17 protein-coding genes and 1 other annotated feature are annotated in these 16056 nt (G+C 51.6%); of the genes, 8 read left to right on the top strand and 9 right to left on the bottom strand.

What is annotated here, in order from left to right:
- Window positions 1-289: 289 nt before the first annotated feature.
- The 3 genes from clpB to rluD form a co-directional block, all read right to left on the bottom strand.
- Window positions 290-2863 (bottom strand): ATP-dependent chaperone ClpB, encoded by a 2574-nt coding sequence (gene clpB, locus HED65_RS11905; RefSeq protein ID WP_023308864.1) that lies wholly within the window; start codon window positions 2861-2863, stop codon window positions 290-292.
- A 129-nt stretch (window positions 2864-2992) separates the two neighbouring features.
- Window positions 2993-3724 carry a purine nucleoside phosphorylase YfiH gene (yfiH, locus tag HED65_RS11900; protein WP_114978727.1) on the bottom strand — a complete coding sequence of 244 codons (732 nt, stop codon included), beginning with the start codon at window positions 3722-3724 and terminating at the stop codon, window positions 2993-2995.
- A complete protein-coding gene (gene rluD / locus HED65_RS11895; RefSeq protein WP_028016723.1) occupies window positions 3721-4701 on the bottom strand; it encodes a 23S rRNA pseudouridine(1911/1915/1917) synthase RluD in 981 nt (326 codons plus the stop codon). The genes yfiH and rluD overlap by 4 nt, the downstream gene beginning before the upstream one ends.
- Window positions 4702-4832: 131 nt before the next feature.
- On the opposite strand from rluD, the gene bamD reads away from it, so the two are divergent.
- The 4 genes from bamD (at window position 4833) to pheA (ending at window position 7600) form a co-directional block, all read left to right on the top strand.
- Window positions 4833-5570 carry an outer membrane protein assembly factor BamD gene (bamD, locus tag HED65_RS11890; RefSeq protein WP_013098339.1) on the top strand — a complete coding sequence of 246 codons (738 nt, stop codon included), beginning with the start codon at window positions 4833-4835 and terminating at the stop codon, window positions 5568-5570.
- A 268-nt stretch (window positions 5571-5838) separates the two neighbouring features.
- Window positions 5839-6180 carry a ribosome-associated translation inhibitor RaiA gene (raiA, locus tag HED65_RS11885; RefSeq protein WP_008502470.1) on the top strand — a complete coding sequence of 114 codons (342 nt, stop codon included), beginning with the start codon at window positions 5839-5841 and terminating at the stop codon, window positions 6178-6180.
- 103 nt (window positions 6181-6283) lie between these two features.
- Window positions 6284-6409 (top strand) — a sequence feature (Phe leader region).
- A complete protein-coding gene (pheL, locus tag HED65_RS11880) occupies window positions 6285-6332 on the top strand; it encodes a pheA operon leader peptide PheL (protein ID WP_100249759.1) in 48 nt (15 codons plus the stop codon). Its footprint overlaps the feature before it by 48 nt.
- A gap of 30 nt (window positions 6410-6439) precedes the next feature.
- Entirely contained in the window at window positions 6440-7600 is a 1161-nt protein-coding gene (gene pheA / locus HED65_RS11875) for a bifunctional chorismate mutase/prephenate dehydratase (protein ID WP_114978726.1), read from the top strand.
- Here pheA and HED65_RS11870 read toward each other — a convergent pair.
- The 3 genes from HED65_RS11870 to aroF are packed head-to-tail and all read right to left on the bottom strand — an operon-like array spanning window position 7597 to window position 10732.
- A complete protein-coding gene (locus HED65_RS11870) occupies window positions 7597-8469 on the bottom strand; it encodes an SMP-30/gluconolactonase/LRE family protein (protein ID WP_114978725.1) in 873 nt (290 codons plus the stop codon). The genes pheA and HED65_RS11870 overlap by 4 nt on opposite strands.
- A 60-nt stretch (window positions 8470-8529) precedes the next feature.
- Window positions 8530-9651 carry a bifunctional chorismate mutase/prephenate dehydrogenase gene (tyrA, locus tag HED65_RS11865; RefSeq protein WP_114978724.1) on the bottom strand — a complete coding sequence of 374 codons (1122 nt, stop codon included), beginning with the start codon at window positions 9649-9651 and terminating at the stop codon, window positions 8530-8532.
- Window positions 9652-9661: 10 nt separating this feature from the next.
- Window positions 9662-10732: a 3-deoxy-7-phosphoheptulonate synthase AroF gene (gene aroF, locus HED65_RS11860; protein ID WP_014832942.1), complete on the bottom strand. Its 1071-nt coding sequence runs from the start codon at window positions 10730-10732 to the stop codon at window positions 9662-9664.
- A 214-nt stretch (window positions 10733-10946) separates the two neighbouring features.
- On the opposite strand from aroF, the gene HED65_RS11855 reads away from it, so the two are divergent.
- The 4 genes from HED65_RS11855 (at window position 10947) to HED65_RS11840 (ending at window position 13725) form a co-directional block, all read left to right on the top strand.
- Window positions 10947-11321 carry a DUF2799 domain-containing protein gene (locus HED65_RS11855; RefSeq protein ID WP_028016728.1) on the top strand — a complete coding sequence of 125 codons (375 nt, stop codon included), beginning with the start codon at window positions 10947-10949 and terminating at the stop codon, window positions 11319-11321.
- A 138-nt stretch (window positions 11322-11459) separates the two neighbouring features.
- The gene (gene yfiR, locus HED65_RS11850) at window positions 11460-12014 is read left to right on the top strand and encodes a regulatory sequestration protein YfiR (RefSeq protein WP_189338747.1); all 555 of its coding nucleotides are present in this window, start codon (window positions 11460-11462) and stop codon (window positions 12012-12014) included.
- Window positions 12007-13227: a diguanylate cyclase DgcN/YfiN gene (gene dgcN / locus HED65_RS11845; protein WP_114978722.1), complete on the top strand. Its 1221-nt coding sequence runs from the start codon at window positions 12007-12009 to the stop codon at window positions 13225-13227. The genes yfiR and dgcN overlap by 8 nt, the downstream gene beginning before the upstream one ends.
- A 12-nt stretch (window positions 13228-13239) precedes the next feature.
- A complete protein-coding gene (locus HED65_RS11840) occupies window positions 13240-13725 on the top strand; it encodes an OmpA family protein (protein WP_114978721.1) in 486 nt (161 codons plus the stop codon).
- A 2-nt stretch (window positions 13726-13727) separates the two neighbouring features.
- On the opposite strand, the gene HED65_RS11835 is transcribed toward HED65_RS11840, so the two are convergent.
- The 3 genes from HED65_RS11835 to rplS all read right to left on the bottom strand — a co-directional run bounded on the left by HED65_RS11835 (window position 13728) and on the right by rplS (window position 16021).
- On the bottom strand, window positions 13728-15098 hold the full coding sequence (locus HED65_RS11835) for a PepSY-associated TM helix domain-containing protein (protein ID WP_114978720.1): 1371 nt from the start codon (window positions 15096-15098) through the stop codon (window positions 13728-13730).
- A gap of 38 nt (window positions 15099-15136) precedes the next feature.
- Window positions 15137-15541: a DUF2946 domain-containing protein gene (locus HED65_RS11830; RefSeq protein WP_114978719.1), complete on the bottom strand. Its 405-nt coding sequence runs from the start codon at window positions 15539-15541 to the stop codon at window positions 15137-15139.
- A gap of 132 nt (window positions 15542-15673) precedes the next feature.
- Window positions 15674-16021, bottom strand: coding sequence for a 50S ribosomal protein L19 (gene rplS, locus HED65_RS11825; protein WP_002914145.1), 348 nt, complete (start codon window positions 16019-16021; stop codon window positions 15674-15676).
- Window positions 16022-16056 lie beyond the last annotated feature (35 nt).

The following is a 16056-nucleotide window of genomic DNA, read 5'->3' as shown; positions in this document are numbered from 1 at the left end:
AAGAGCAGTGCCGCTTCGTTTTCGCTGCGGCGCGGGGTGTGCATGTTACGCTTTCCCGCTACAGAGTCAAGCGTTTATTTTGCTTTTCTCTGCTGACCCGGCGGCGTGCGTGCCGTTGTTCCGTGTCAGTGGAGGCGCATTATAGGGAGTTATTCCGAAGCCGCAAGGATAAAGTGAAAATTATTTTCCAACTGCTCACTTTCCAGGCAAACTTCATTTCAGACCTCAATTTTCGCCTGGTTTTTAAACAAAAACGAGCCGCAAGCGGCTCGTTTTTTCGTTTTGTGACTTACTGCACTGCCACAATGCGATCGTCGTTGGCTTCCAGACGGATAACTTTGCCTGGAATCAACTCTCCGGAAAGAATCTGCTGCGCCAGCGGATTTTCGATCTGCTGTTGGATAGCACGTTTTAATGGACGTGCACCGTACACCGGATCGTAACCATTCTCGCTCAGCAGCTTCAGCGCCTCGTCGGAGATGTGAATTTCATATCCACGCTCTTCCAGACGTTTGTACAGACGCTGCAACTGGATCTGCGCAATCGACGCAATGTGTTTCTCACCCAGAGGATGGAATACCACCACTTCATCAATACGGTTGATGAACTCAGGACGGAAGTTATGGCTCACGACACCGAGCACCAGATCCTTCATATGGCTATAGTCCAGCTCACCGAAACGTTCCTGAATCAAATCGGAACCCAGGTTCGAGGTCATGATGACAACCGTATTACGGAAGTCGACTGTTCTCCCCTGCCCATCGGTCAGACGACCATCATCCAGCACCTGAAGCAGAATGTTGAAGACATCCGGATGCGCTTTCTCTACCTCGTCCAGCAGAATGACGGAATAAGGACGACGACGCACCGCTTCTGTCAGATAACCACCTTCTTCATAACCCACGTATCCCGGAGGTGCCCCGACCAGACGCGAAACAGAATGCTTCTCCATAAACTCGGACATGTCGATACGCACCATCGCATCATCGCTGTCGAACATAAAGTTAGCCAGCGCTTTACACAGCTCGGTTTTACCGACACCGGTTGGCCCCAGGAACAGGAACGAACCAATCGGGCGGTTTGGATCGGACAGCCCTGCACGGCTACGACGGATCGCGTTGGAAACCGCTTCAACCGCCTCGTTCTGACCAATCACCCGGTTATGTAAATCCTGCTCCATACGCAGCAGTTTTTCACGCTCACCTTCCAGCATGCGTGCCACAGGGATACCAGTCCAGCGAGCCAGCACTTCGGCAATTTCCGCATCCGTCACTTTATTACGCAACAGACGCATCGTTTTGCCTTCAGACTGCGTAGCAATCTCAAGCTGTTTTTCCAGCTCAGGAATTTTGCCGTACTGCAGCTCTGACATCCGCGCCAGATCGCCCACACGGCGGGCCTGCTCAATGGCAATTTTTGCCTGTTCGAGTTCCGCCTTTATGGTCTGAGTGCCAGAAAGGGATGCTTTCTCGGCTTTCCACTCTTCTTCCAGTTCAGAATACTGGCGTTCTTTATCGTCCAGTTCTTCATTGAGCATATCCAGGCGTTTCTTACTGGCTTCATCAGACTCTTTCTTCAGCGCCTGCTGTTCCAGCTTGAGCTGGATGATACGGCGGTCGAGCCTGTCGAGCTCTTCCGGTTTCGAGTCAATCTGCATACGAATGCTTGAAGCCGCTTCATCGATCAGGTCGATTGCTTTATCCGGCAACTGACGATCGGCAATATAACGATGCGAAAGTGTCGCCGCGGCAACAATGGCCGGGTCAGTGATCTGCACATGGTGGTGCAGCTCATAACGCTCTTTCAGACCACGCAAAATCGCGATGGTATCTTCAACGCTTGGCTCAGCAACAAACACTTTCTGGAAACGACGTTCAAGAGCAGCATCTTTTTCAATGTACTGACGATACTCATCAAGCGTAGTGGCACCGACGCAGTGAAGTTCACCACGCGCCAGAGCAGGTTTCAGCATGTTCCCGGCATCCATCGCGCCGTCCGCTTTACCCGCACCGACCATAGTGTGCAGTTCGTCGATAAACAGGATGACATTGCCTTCCTGTTTCGCCAGATCGTTAAGCACGCCTTTCAGACGCTCTTCGAACTCACCACGGTATTTCGCCCCGGCTACCAACGCGCCCATATCCAGCGCCAGTACACGACGGCCTTTCAGCCCCTCCGGCACTTCACCGTTGACGATTCGCTGCGCCAGCCCTTCAACAATGGCGGTTTTACCGACACCCGGTTCGCCAATCAGTACCGGGTTATTCTTGGTACGACGCTGCAATACCTGGATAGTACGGCGGATCTCTTCGTCACGGCCAATAACTGGGTCAAGTTTGCCCTGTTCAGCACGTTCGGTCAGATCGACCGTAAATTTCTTCAAAGCCTGACGTTGGTCTTCGGCTCCCTGATCGTTCACGCTTTCACCTCCGCGCATTTTCTCAATCGCCTGAGTCACATTGGCGGTGGTTGCACCGGCAGATTTCAGCAGGTCGGTCAAGGTACCGCGTGATTCAAGCGCCGCCAGAACAAACAACTCTGACGAAATAAAGTTGTCCCCACGTTTTTGCGCCAGCTTGTCGCAAAGGTTCAGCACACGCACCAGATCCTGCGACGGTTGAACGTCGCCGCCGGTACCTTCTACCTGCGGTAAGCGGCTCAGCGCCTGATCGATGGCTGTGCGTAACTGGCCAGCATTAATACCAGCGGACGTTAATAAAGGACGTACCGATCCCCCTTCCTGATTCAGCAAGGCGCTCATTAAATGAAGAGGTTCGATAAATTGGTTGTCGTGCCCCAGTGCAAGGGACTGGGCATCGGCGAGAGCAAGCTGGAATTTATTAGTAAGACGATCCAGACGCATAACTCCTCCCATAACAGGTCAAATTTGCTACTGGAGATTAAATGAGGTCATCCCTCAATTATTCAAGGTTAATGACCTGAATTATGTGAAAAGAAAACGGCACGTGCCGGATCGTCTTGATTCTTTAGGTTATATCAGCCAAATAAAACTTGCCATACGACCCGTCGTCTTGTCGCGGCGATAAGAGAAAAAATCACCCTTTTCGGTGAAGGTACAGCGATCGCCACCGAAGATCTGCGTCACACCGACATTATTCAGGCGCTGGCGAGCAAGCTGGTAAATATCGGCCAGATATTTATCCCCCGAAGGCAGGAAGGCGTCCATTGCTTGCAGATCTTTATCGATAAAGGCTTCACGAACCTCTGGTCCCACCTCAAAAGCACGGGGACCAATGGCCGGGCCAAGCCAGACCATGATATTGGCAGGTTCATCTTTAAAGCAGGAGACGGTCTCCTCCAGCACACCTTCACACAAGCCGCGCCATCCCGCATGTGCTGCTGCGACCTCAGTACCTGCACGGTTACAGAACAGAACAGGCAGACAATCGGCAGTCATCACGGCACAAACCGTTCCCGGAATATTACTGTAAGAGGCATCAGCGCGTTTTGAAACGTAGGATTCTCCCGTCAGCTTCAGCACCGTTTTTCCATGAACCTGTTCCAGCCAAACCGGTTTCGACGGCAAGTTTCCCGCAGCAAACAGACGCTTGCGGTTTTCTTCAACGTGCTCCAGGTTGTCGCCACAGTGTGCACCGAGGTTCAGTGACTCCCACGCCCCCTGGCTCACACCGCCAATACGGGTTGAACTACAGGCGGCCACACCTGCAGGTAATGGCCATTCCGGGACAATCAGTTTGGTCATAACCAGTCCACTTGATCCTTATGTTCTTCGAAATCGGCACGCATGGCGTCAATAAGTTCCACCATATCCTGCGGGATAGGCGCATGCCACTCCATCTGAATACCAGTGATAGGATGGTAAAGACGCAGCATGGTCGCGTGCAGCGCCTGACGATCGAATTTACGCAATACGCTGATGAACTCATCCGATGCGCCTTTTGGCGGACGCGGGCGACCACCATATACCTGATCCCCCACCAGCGGGTGGGTAATGTGGGCCATATGCACGCGGATCTGGTGAGTACGCCCGGTTTCCAGGCGCAGACGCAGGCGCGTATGAATACGGAAGTGTTCCATAATGCGATAGTGCGTCACCGCCGGTTTACCCATCGGATGCACCGACATATGAGTACGTTTGGTTGGGTGACGGCTGATTGGCTCTTCCACTGTTCCACCAGAGGTCATATGCCCAATGGCTACCGCTTCATACTCTCGAGTGATTTCGCGCAGCTGCAGCGATTCCACCAGACGGGTCTGAGCTGGAACGGTCTTCGCCACCACCATCAAACCGGTGGTGTCTTTATCCAGACGGTGAACGATTCCCGCGCGTGGGACATCTGCGATCGGCGGATAATAATGGAGAAGCGCGTTAAGTACTGTACCGTCAGGATTCCCCGCCCCCGGATGAACAACCAGGTCGCGTGGCTTGTTGATCACCAGAATGTCATCATCTTCATAGACGATGTCCAGTGGGATATCCTGCGGCTCGAAGCGGATTTCCTCTTCGATTTCAGCATTGATGGCGACAGCTTCCCCACCTAACACTTTCTCTTTTGGTTTGTCCCAGATCTTGCCGTTTACCAGCACGCGCTGGTCAAGGATCCATTCTTTTATGCGTGAACGCGAATAATCAGGGAACAATTCGGCCAAAGCCTGATCTAAGCGTTGACCGAGCTGATTTTCGGAGACTGTTGCGGTGAGTTCTACTCGTTGTGCCATAAACTGCTTCTTCGTTTAACGTTGGGTTTTACGGCTTTGCCGTTTAATATAGTGTGCTATTGTAGCTGGTCTTAATCGGGAGCAGGAACAGAGTTTCTCCCGGACAAACATTTGAGGAAAGTCAAAACGTCATGACGCGCATGAAATATCTGGTGGCAGCGGCCACGTTGAGCCTGGCTTTGGTGGGCTGCTCCGGTTCAAATGAACAGGTCCCTGACAATCCGCCGAATGAAATCTATGCGACTGCACAACAAAAGTTGCAGGACGGTAACTGGAAACAGGCGATAACGCAACTGGAAGCGTTGGATAATCGCTATCCATTTGGTCCGTATTCGCAGCAGGTACAGTTAGATCTCATCTACGCATACTACAAAAATGCCGATCTGCCGCTGGCTCAGGCAACCATCGATCGTTTCATGCGTCTGAACCCGACTCATCCTAACATCGACTATGTGATGTACATGCGCGGCCTCACCAACATGGCGCTGGACGACAGTGCTCTGCAGGGCTTCTTCGGCGTGGATCGTTCCGACCGTGACCCACAGCATGCACGTGATGCCTTCAATGACTTCTCCAAACTGGTGCGCGGCTATCCGAACAGTCAGTACGTGACTGACGCGACCAAACGTCTGGTGTTCCTGAAAGATCGTCTGGCAAAGTATGAATACTCCGTGGCGGAATACTATACCCGTCGTGGCGCATGGGTTGCCGTGGTTAACCGCGTAGAAGGTATGTTGCGTGATTATCCGGATACTCAGGCAACGCGTGATGGTCTGAAGCTGATGGAAAATGCTTACCGTCAGATGCAGATGACCGCTCAGGCTGACAAAGTAGCGAAAATCATCGCAGCAAACAGCAGCAATACCTGATATTGCCTCAATGTAGAACGGCAGCCCGAAGGCTGCCGTTTTTTTATTCATTCTGGATATAAGCTGAAGCGGTTTAGCCTCAACACATCCTATCAACTATGACCGTAATTTTTGCCTTCCACAAGGTAAATATCACCTCTTCCTGCCCTGCCTCACAAAAAAGATTCCCTGACAAAAACCGACAAAATAACGTGATCTAAATCACACATTTTGACATTAGGTCGGGTATGCTGGAATCACCAAGACGGAAAGACAAGAGGTAAAATTTATGACAATGAACATTACCAGTAAACAAATGGAAATTACTCCGGCAATTCGCCAGCACGTCGCAGACCGTCTCGCCAAACTGGATAAATGGCAAACTCATTTGATTAATCCACATATCATTCTGTCCAAGGAGCCGCAGGGTTTCATCGCTGACGCAACTATCAATACTCCAAACGGCCATCTGGTCGCCAGCGCAAAACATGAAGATATGTACACCGCAATTAACGATTTGATCAACAAGCTGGAACGGCAGCTCAATAAAGTGCAACACAAAGGTGAAGCCCGTCGCGCCACAACATCGGTGAAAGACGCCAGCTTCGCGGAAGAAGTTGAAGAAGAGTAATCCTTTAAATTGAGTGTACCGCCAACGCGCCTTCGGGCGCGTTTTTTATTGACAGGGTGAAAACAGTACGGGTACTTTAACGGTATCAAGCACAGGATGATTTCATGAAACTAACGCCGTTTTTCTTCGCATTCTTTTTTACCTTCCCCTGAATGGGAGGCGTTTCGTCGTGTGATAAAGAATGCGAAGACGAACAACAAGGCCTCCCACCCCGGGAGGCCTTTTTTATTGATAACGATAAAACGAGACAGGCAACACTATGACACCGGAAAACCCGTTACTGGATCTACGCGTTAAAATCAGCGCGCTGGATGAGAAATTACTGGCACTGCTGGCAGAACGCCGCTTACTCGCTGTCGAAGTGGGCAAAGCTAAACTGGATTCCCATCGTCCGGTGCGTGATATCGACCGCGAGCGTGACCTGCTGGAGCGCCTGATTCAGCTCGGCAAAGCGCATCACCTGGATGCGCATTACATCACCCGCTTGTTCCAGCTCATCATCGAAGACTCGGTTCTGACCCAACAAGCGCTGTTGCAGCAGCATCTGAATAAAACCAATCCGCACTCTGCCCGTGTCGCGTTTCTGGGTCCGAAAGGTTCGTATTCACACCTGGCGGCACGTCAGTATGCAGCCCGCCATTTCGAAGAGTTTATTGAAAGTGGATGCGCGAAGTTTGCCGATATTTTCAATCAGGTTGAAACCGGCCAGGCTGATTACGCCGTGGTCCCGATTGAAAATACCAGCTCCGGTGCCATCAATGATGTCTACGACCTGCTGCAACACACCAGTCTGTCGCTGGTTGGTGAGCTGACCATTCCAATTGATCATTGTGTCCTGGTCTCTGGCTCCACTGACCTCAGCAAAATCGAAACGGTGTACAGCCATCCGCAGCCGTTCCAGCAATGTAGCCAGTTCCTGAACCGCTATCCGAACTGGAAAATTGAGTACACTGAAAGCACCTCTGCGGCGATGGAAAAAGTGGCGCAGGCAAATTCCCCAACCGTTGCCGCACTGGGTAGCGAGGCCGGTGGTGCGCTGTATGGCCTTCAGGTACTGGAACGAAACCTGGCAAACCAGACGCAAAATATCACCCGCTTCGTGGTGCTTGCCCGCAAGGCTATTAACGTCTCTGACCAGGTACCCGCGAAAACCACGCTGCTGATGGCCACCGGCCAACAGGCCGGTGCGCTGGTTGAAGCACTGCTGGTACTGCGTAACCACAACCTGATCATGACGAAACTGGAATCACGCCCGATTCATGGAAATCCGTGGGAAGAGATGTTTTATCTTGATATCCAGGCCAACCTGGAATCTTCCTCAATGCAAAAAGCCCTGCGTGAACTGGGCGAAATCACCCGTTCAATGAAAGTGCTGGGCTGTTACCCGAGTGAAAACGTCGTTCCGGTCGACCCGACCTAACGTTCGATAAAGCGGCTTTTCTTCATCCCTGCCACACTGACGGGCAGGGTGAAGATGGCTCCGGAGAGTGGGTACTTCGCCACCTCCTCCACATCCATGTTTTCCCGCGTAGTGGTAATAAACAGCGTTTTCATATCATCACCACCAAAACAGACCATTGTCGGGCACCGTACCGGCATTCGATACACTTCCAGTTGCTCTCCTTGCGGTGAAAAACGCGCGATACGCCAGCCATCAAACAGTGCGCTCCAGTAACAACCTTCCACATCCATCGCTGCACCGTCCGGTATCCCTTCGCCTTCCTTAAACCGATGAAATACCTCACGCCTGCCGGGTTCCCCCTGGTCATCAAGCGGCGTACGATAGATAACGCCGTTTGGCGTGTCAGAGGTATACATCCATTGTTTATCCGGACTAAACGCTAAACCGTTGTGCCCGTGAATATCGCACTGGATCACTTTCGGTGTCAGGTCGTTGTCGATACGCATCAACAGTGCGCCGTTGTAATCACCCGGCCCCCAGAACGTCCCCGCATAGAACCGCCCATGATGATCGGTTCCCCCATCATTAAAGCGCGCCAGTTGCGGGTTAGACGGGTTATCACACACTTTACGCTGGAGTAGCCCGTGTTTATCGGCAAGCCAGATACCATTGCGCATGGCGACGATAAACCCGCCACGCTCACGCAGAGCGAAACAGCCCACCTCTTCATGGAATGAAAGCACGGTGTGTTCCGCCGTCGGCAGATGATATCGGTGGATCTCCCCTTCCAGAATATCAGCCCAGTAGAGCGCGGTCTCTTCTGCACTCCACGTTGGGCACTCAGGCAGATGCCCGGTGTAATTCAACAGCAGCTGCGGTTCGGCCATGACAGTTCCCCAAAATGAAAAAAGCCAGCAATGCTGGCTTTCAGTATATACATCATCGCATTACTGGCGACTGTCATTTGCCTGACGCAACAATGTACGGCTCTCACTCTGGAAACGCTGCGCATAATCGCCAAACCAATGCTCGACTTTGCGGAAGCTGTCGATAAATGCCTGCTTGTCTCCGTGCTCCAGCAGCGTAATGGCTTCGCCGAAACGCTGATAATAGCGCTTAATCAGTGCCAGGTTGTTCTCAGACGACATAATAATGTCAGCGTAAAGCTGGGGATCCTGCGCAAAGAGACGCCCGACCATCGCCAGTTCCAGACGATAGATCGGTGAAGAGAGCGCCAGTAGCTGTTCAAGCTGCACATTCTCTTCCGCCAGATGCAGCCCATAAGCAAAGGTCGCAAAGTGGCGAAGCGCCTGAATAAACGCCATGTTCTGATCATGCTCAACCGCGCTGATGCGGTGCAACCGTGCGCCCCATACCTGAATCTGTTCAAGGAACCATTGATAGGCTTCCGGCTGACGACCATCACAGTAAACAACTACCTGCTTCGCCAGGCTACCGCTGTCCGGGCCAAACATGGGGTGCAGACCCAGCACCGGGCCGGTATGCACCGCCAGCATCGCCTGAAGCGGACCATTTTTAACAGATGCCAGATCAACCAGGATGCAATCTTTCGGTAATGGAGGAAGCTTCCCGATGATCTGCTCCGTCACATGGATCGGTACGCTGACGATCACCATTCCGGCATCTTTCATGAGTTCAGGAGCTTTTGCCCAATCCTCTTTTTCCAGAATGCGCACTTGGTAGCCAGAAAGCGCCAGCATTTTTTCAAACAGACGTCCCATCTGGCCGGCACCACCAACAATGACCACCGGACGCAGAGACGGACAAAGGGTTTTGAAGCCCTTGTCATTTTCACTCGAATAAGATTCCCGCATCACACGACGCAAGACATCTTCAATCAAATCCGGAGAGACACCCAGCGCCTGAGCCTCTTTGCGACGAGAGGCCAACATTGAGGCTTCACGCTCCGGCACATAAATCGGCAGGCCGTATTTGCTTTTAACCTCACCGACTTCAGCAACCAACGCCATGCGGCGCGCCAGCAGGTCCAGCAGCGCCTTATCCACTTCATCTATTTGATCGCGTAATGCGGTCAATTCAGCAACCATACCTAACCTCTTAAGCCAGACGCGTCGCCAGCTGGCCGTTTAAATCTTTATGGATCTCACGCAGCAGCGCATCGGTGGTCTCCCAGCTGATGCAGGCATCCGTCACGGATACACCATGCTTCATTGCGCTACGCGGTTGTTCAGATGATTGATTGCCTTCATGAATATTGCTCTCAATCATCAGACCTATAATAGAACGGTTGCCATCTTTGATCTGCGCGACCACCGATTCTGCAACCGCAGGCTGACGACGGTAATCTTTGTTCGAATTACCATGACTGCAATCTACCATCAGTGCAGGACGCAGTCCCGCCTGCTCCATCTCTTTTTCACACTGCGCCACATCCGCCGGGCTGTAATTCGGTGCTTTCCCCCCGCGCAGGATCACATGACCATCCGGATTGCCTTGCGTTTGCAGAAGGCAAACCTGTCCTGCCTGGTTAATACCGACAAAACGGTGCGGCATTGCGGCGGCGCGCATGGCGTTGATCGCGGTAGCCAGGCTGCCATCAGTACCATTTTTAAAACCAACTGGCATTGACAGGCCAGACGCCATCTCGCGGTGAGTTTGTGATTCCGTGGTGCGCGCACCAATTGCGGACCAGCTGAACAGATCGCCGAGGTATTGCGGGCTATTCGGATCCAGCGCTTCCGTCGCCAGCGGCAGCCCCATGCTGACCAGTTCCACCAGCAGGCGACGCGCAATCTTCAGCCCGGCTTCCACATCAAACGAGCCATCCATGTGCGGATCGTTAATCAACCCTTTCCAGCCAACGGTAGTACGTGGCTTTTCAAAATAGACGCGCATCACCAGATAGAGGCTATCGCTGACCTCCTCCGCTAATGCTTTAAATCGACGAGCGTACTCAATGGCGGTTTCGGGATCGTGAATGGAGCAAGGACCACATACCACCAGCAGGCGCGGATCGCGGCCAGCGATGATGTCAGAAATGGTCTGGCGAGAATGCTCAATCTGAGCCTCCTGCGCAACGCTCAGCGGGAACTCCGCTTTCAGTTGATCCGGCGTAATTAAAACCTGTTCGTCAGTGATATGTACGTTGTTCAGCGCGTCTTTTTGCATGATGGCGATCCTGTAAAACTCGTTTGCGATAGTTGTTTTCCTCAAAGAGGTGAAACCACCATACCATAAAAAGTAAACATTTCAATCCAAAATACGTACACTTTAATTTACACAAGCCAATTTATTGCAAAAATCATGGCATAAAAACGTAAACTTTAAATTACACAGCAACTTTCTTTAGCCAGGCTATGCTGAAGAAAAAAGGAGAATGGCTATGCGTTCAATTGCTCTCGCGCTGTTGTCGCTGTTTTTATCGGGCTGCCAGATCAATCCTTACACCTTCCAGCCCGACTGGACCAGTCCATCCTGGTTTGATGCAGGTAAAGAAGACGCCATGAACGGCCTGCCGGTTAAAGATAACCAGACCCTGGCCGATAGTTTTAACGACCCACACGTTGATCGTAGTGAATATCTTCGTGGCTATGCCGATGGTCAGAAGAAAGTCTGTGAAGAGGGGTTTATTCACGCCTGGGGATTAGCAGGCAAATCTTTTCCAGCCAGTTGCGATACTGCCGAAAACGCAGCAAAACTGCATGAGTCATGGCAAAAAGGGATGGATGAAAGTATGCGTTCCAGCAGACTAAATTAAGTCTGTTTTTATCCATCGGAAAATAAACAACAGTAGGATTTAGCTTAGGTCGGCCTCAGGTTATTTCTGACATAATGACGGCTTTGATAAACAATGGTATTCTGCCCGCAACTCTCAAGGACATCTATTTCCGGAGCGATGTGGCGGATTCTGGTGAGAAATTCATTCTTGATCTCTTTTTTCCGACTCACTCTGGCACTAATGCTGTTCCTTATGGTGGGCCCAGCGACGGCAGGCGCGCTTACGGAAACGGATAAATCGGTACGCTCGATTGTCTCAGGTATTGTGAGCTATACGCGATGGCCATCACTATCCGGGCAGCCTAAACTCTGCGTTTATGCCTCTTCTCACTACACTCGTGCACTCAGCGACGAAGAGGGGCAAATCAGCGGGTTACCTTATACTCCTGTCATTGTACGTAACGATCAGGAAGCCCTGGCCGAAACGTGCGATGCTATTTATTTCGGGTCTGAATCGCCTGCAAAACAACTTGAATTAATAAGTCAATATCAGGGCAGAGCATTGCTATTAATCTCAGAGCAAAATCCGGAATGTGCTATTGGCAGTGCCTTTTGCCTGATAATCGATCACGGTCAGGTACGATTTTCTGTCAATCTTGATGCGTTGGCTCGAAGTGGCGTGAGAGTCAATCCGGATGTATTAATGCTTGCACGGAATAAGCAGCATGGATAAAGATTTCACATCAACGCCACGCCCAACGTTTAAAAGAACATTGAGGCGAATCAACATGATAAGCGTCATCATAACGATGACGTTAATATGGCTTTTGCTCTGCTTTGCATCCGTCGTGACATTAAAGCAATACGCACAAAAAAATCTCGAATTAACCGGCGCAACGATGAGCCATAGCCTTGAAGCCTCCCTGGTTTTCAACGATTCACTGGCAGCCAACGAAACACTTGCCACTCTGGGTAAACAGGGGCAGTTTGCCGTGGCAGAAGTCGTCAACGCGCATAAAAAGCGGTTTGCATACTGGTCATGGAACCCGGAAGATAACAACGACACGCTGGGTGCGTTGGTCAGCCGCTGGCTTTTCCCCGAACCGATTTCACAGCCCATCATGCATAATGGTGTGATGATCGGCGAAATTCGCCTTACCGCACGTGACAACCTCATTAGCCATTTCATCTGGATGTCATTTGCCGTTCTCACCGGCTGCATTCTTTTTGCTACCGTCGTCGCACTCACCATTACACGATCATTGCATCATGGTATGGTAACGGCCCTGCAAAACATTACCGACGTCGTTCATGACGTACGGACGAATCGCAACTTCTCTCGCCGGGTAAGAGATGGTCGTATCGAAGAATTTCACCAGTTTGGTGAAGACTTCAACAGCCTTCTGGATGAGATGGAGGAATGGCAACTGAAGCTGCAGGCGAAAAACGCCCAGTTGCTGCGCACCGCCATGCACGATCCATTGACCGGTCTTGCCAATCGGGCGGCTTTTCGTAACAGCATCGCGGCATTAATGAACGACATCTCCGCGAAAACAAACTCTGCTCTGCTGTTCCTCGATGGCGATAATTTCAAATTTATTAATGACACCTGGGGGCATGCTGCAGGCGATTGCGTGCTAATTGAAGTCGCTAGCAGGATGGTTGAATTTGGCGATAAACGTTATCAATCATACCGCCTCGGCGGTGACGAATTCGCCATGGTGCTATACGGCGTGCATTCTGAACTCGAGGTCCAACACATTTCTGCTGCACTATCGCAGCAGTTTATCCGTCCGTTTGATCTGCATAATGGGCACACTGCATCAATGTCACTCAGCATTGGTTATGCTCTGGCGTGGGAAAATACCTCAGTAGAGGCATTACTGGAGCATGCCGACCGCAATATGTATCTGGTGAAAAACCAGCGTTCGAAAACAATATCCTAAAAGGAATATGATATGTTAAAGCGATACTTCGCGCCGTTGTTACTGGCATCACTCGTCCTGGCTGGCTGTCAGACTCCGCCAAAAGGGAAATTCACTCCAGAGCAAATAGCGGCAATGAAGTCATACGGCTTTAACGAATTAAATGGCGACTGGTCTCTGGGGCTGTCGGACAAAATCCTGTTTGATAAAAATGACGCCACACTGCGCCCGGAAAGTGAAACCCAGATCCAGACGATGGCTTCACGTCTGGCAGCGACCGGCTTAAACCATGCCCGCATGGATGGTCACACAGATAACTATGGCGAGGAGGGCTATAACGAGGCGCTTTCATTAAAACGCGCGAACGTCGTAGCAGACGCGTGGGCAAAAGGGGCAAATATCCCGCGCAGTAATCTCACCACGCAGGGATTAGGTAAAAAATATCCGGTTGCGAGCAACAGTACCCCGCAAGGGCGTGCTGAAAACCGTCGGGTGGCAGTCGTTATCAGCACACCATAAGGTTATTTAGCGGATGATTCGGCGAGCGACACGCCAGTTGCCGCTCGCCAGCGCAGCCAGTCAACCAGAACAAACAGAGCCAGACTTACGCCCATTACTGGCAAAGCCAGCCCGAGCAGTACACTGATTATCGCCGTGACGACCTTTCCCCATCCCGAGAGCGCCAGCCAACTCTGACAAAGCGTCTGGACCGGATTTGCCGCAGATTGCGCCGGACGACGCATCCACCACATCCAGTATCCCCAGATGATTAGCACACACAACGCCAGGCCAAACGCCACAAGCAGCAACTGATTAACCAGACCGAATAAGATCCCCATATGGAAATCTACCCCCCAGCGGGTGAGCTTCGCCATCAACGGGAAATCCTCGAAGCGGGTTCTGTCCAGAATCTGCATCGTATTGGGGTCAACTGCTACGACGTCGACCTGCGTCGGCCAGCTACGATCGATTTCCGTCACAGTCCAGGCTTGATTCGCTGTTTTCGCCGGGCGGATCTCCAGCTTGTTGGCCTCAATTCCTGCATTACGTGCAGCGCTTAGCACACCATCAAAATGGGTGAGATCCATCGCCATCTCATGCATCATCATTCCGCTGTGATGACCACGGTGTTCGGCGTGTTCATCCACGATCTCCTGCTGACCGGAAAGCGTCGTGTTCACCTGCGGGGTTAGCCAGTTCATCTCAGCACGCAGCTTATCAACGTTTCCCCCCGCCCATTGAGACCAGGTCAGGCCTGTCACTGAGAACAACAGCATTCCCCCCAGCAACGTCCAGCCTAACGTCACATGCACGCGACACCGATTCTGGAAACGATTGTTAATTCGGCGTTTTGGTCGGGTATAAAACCACAGGGCAATCCCTCCCAGCGCGGCAACCCACATCCACGAGGCCGCCAGCTCGCTATAGAGCCGCCCGACATCACCCAGCATCAGCGAGGTATGCAGATAATCAATGGACTGGCGGAGCGGTAAAATTCCGCTGGTACCATACACCGTCATATCACCACGCACCGCAAGGCTGACTGGATCGATAAAAATAGCGCGGGTCTCCGATGGGCCAAGCGCAGGGTCAGCAAACATCACACGGGTGGTTTCACCCGCAACCAGGCCAGGACGAACGGCGTGTAAACGCAGATCGGTGCCAATGGTTTTTTCAGCCACGGCAATTTGTTCCGCCAGAGGTTGCGCCTCCCCCACTGAATCCGTGTAGAGCGCGTGCCGATACAGAGCATTTTCCAGTTGCGGCGTTGCTACATACAGCGTACCGGTCAGCGCAGCGAAGAAGATAAATGGGCCGACAAACAGCCCGATATAGAAATGCAGGCGACGCAGCAGGTTTCCCCATGCCGCGCGCGGAGTGCAGGTAGTCATACTTTTCCTTTTTAAGGCAAAAAGTTATCGATATTTTTTTAAAGGGAAAAAGCAGACTGATGCGGTGGCGCGCGGGTATCAGGATAAAGCCAGGGGAAAAAGTGCCAATGACAAACCACCTGGCGCGGTGGTTTAACACGAAGCCTTTGCAGCACCACACTGAGCAGGACGATCAGAGCCAGCATCACACCCGGAACATGGGCTAATAGTACGCAGTAGCCACACGCTTCCGCATGGTCAACAGGCATGGTGTGCTGCATATCACCATGATGTTCATCCATCAGCATCATGCTCATGTCATGATGCATACCCGGCATGGCACTCATGGGATCTTTTTGCAGCGAGACAGAGATAAGCGGCGCCACCACGATCAGCAGGATCGCGAACAGTGCGGTCAATGCCGCAGCGCGTTTCCAGTTGTGCTGATGCAGTACGTTATACACTTACCCTCCACGGAAGAGGCAAGCATTGTAAATGATTTATGACAAAAGAGTTAACGCGAGAGATGCGATGAGATAAAAAAAGGGCCAGCCTTTCGGCCAGCCCTTTTTAACAGGATGTCGCTTAAGCGAATCTTAGTTCAGACGCTCTTTAATACGAGCAGACTTACCAGTACGCTCACGCAGGTAGTACAGTTTAGCTTTACGTACAGCACCACGACGTTTAACAGCAATGCTGTCAACTACCGGAGAGTGAGTCTGGAAGACACGCTCAACGCCTTCGCCGTTGGAAATTTTACGAACAGTGAATGCAGAGTGCAGACCGCGGTTACGAATAGCGATAACCACGCCCTCGAATGCCTGCAGACGTTTTTTGGAACCTTCAACAACCCATACTTTCACTTCCACGGTGTCACCTGGACGGAAGGAAGGTACGTCCTGCTTCATCTGCTCTTGTTCAAGTTGCTTAATAATGTTGCTCATAATTTAATCTCTTATCCTGGGTAAACTGATATTCG

The organism is Pantoea sp. LS15, from assembly GCF_012241585.1.
Lineage (GTDB): Bacteria > Pseudomonadota > Gammaproteobacteria > Enterobacterales > Enterobacteriaceae > Enterobacter.
The sequence above is the reverse complement of the archived record's forward strand: the minus strand, read 5'-3'. Positions and strand labels throughout refer to the sequence as shown.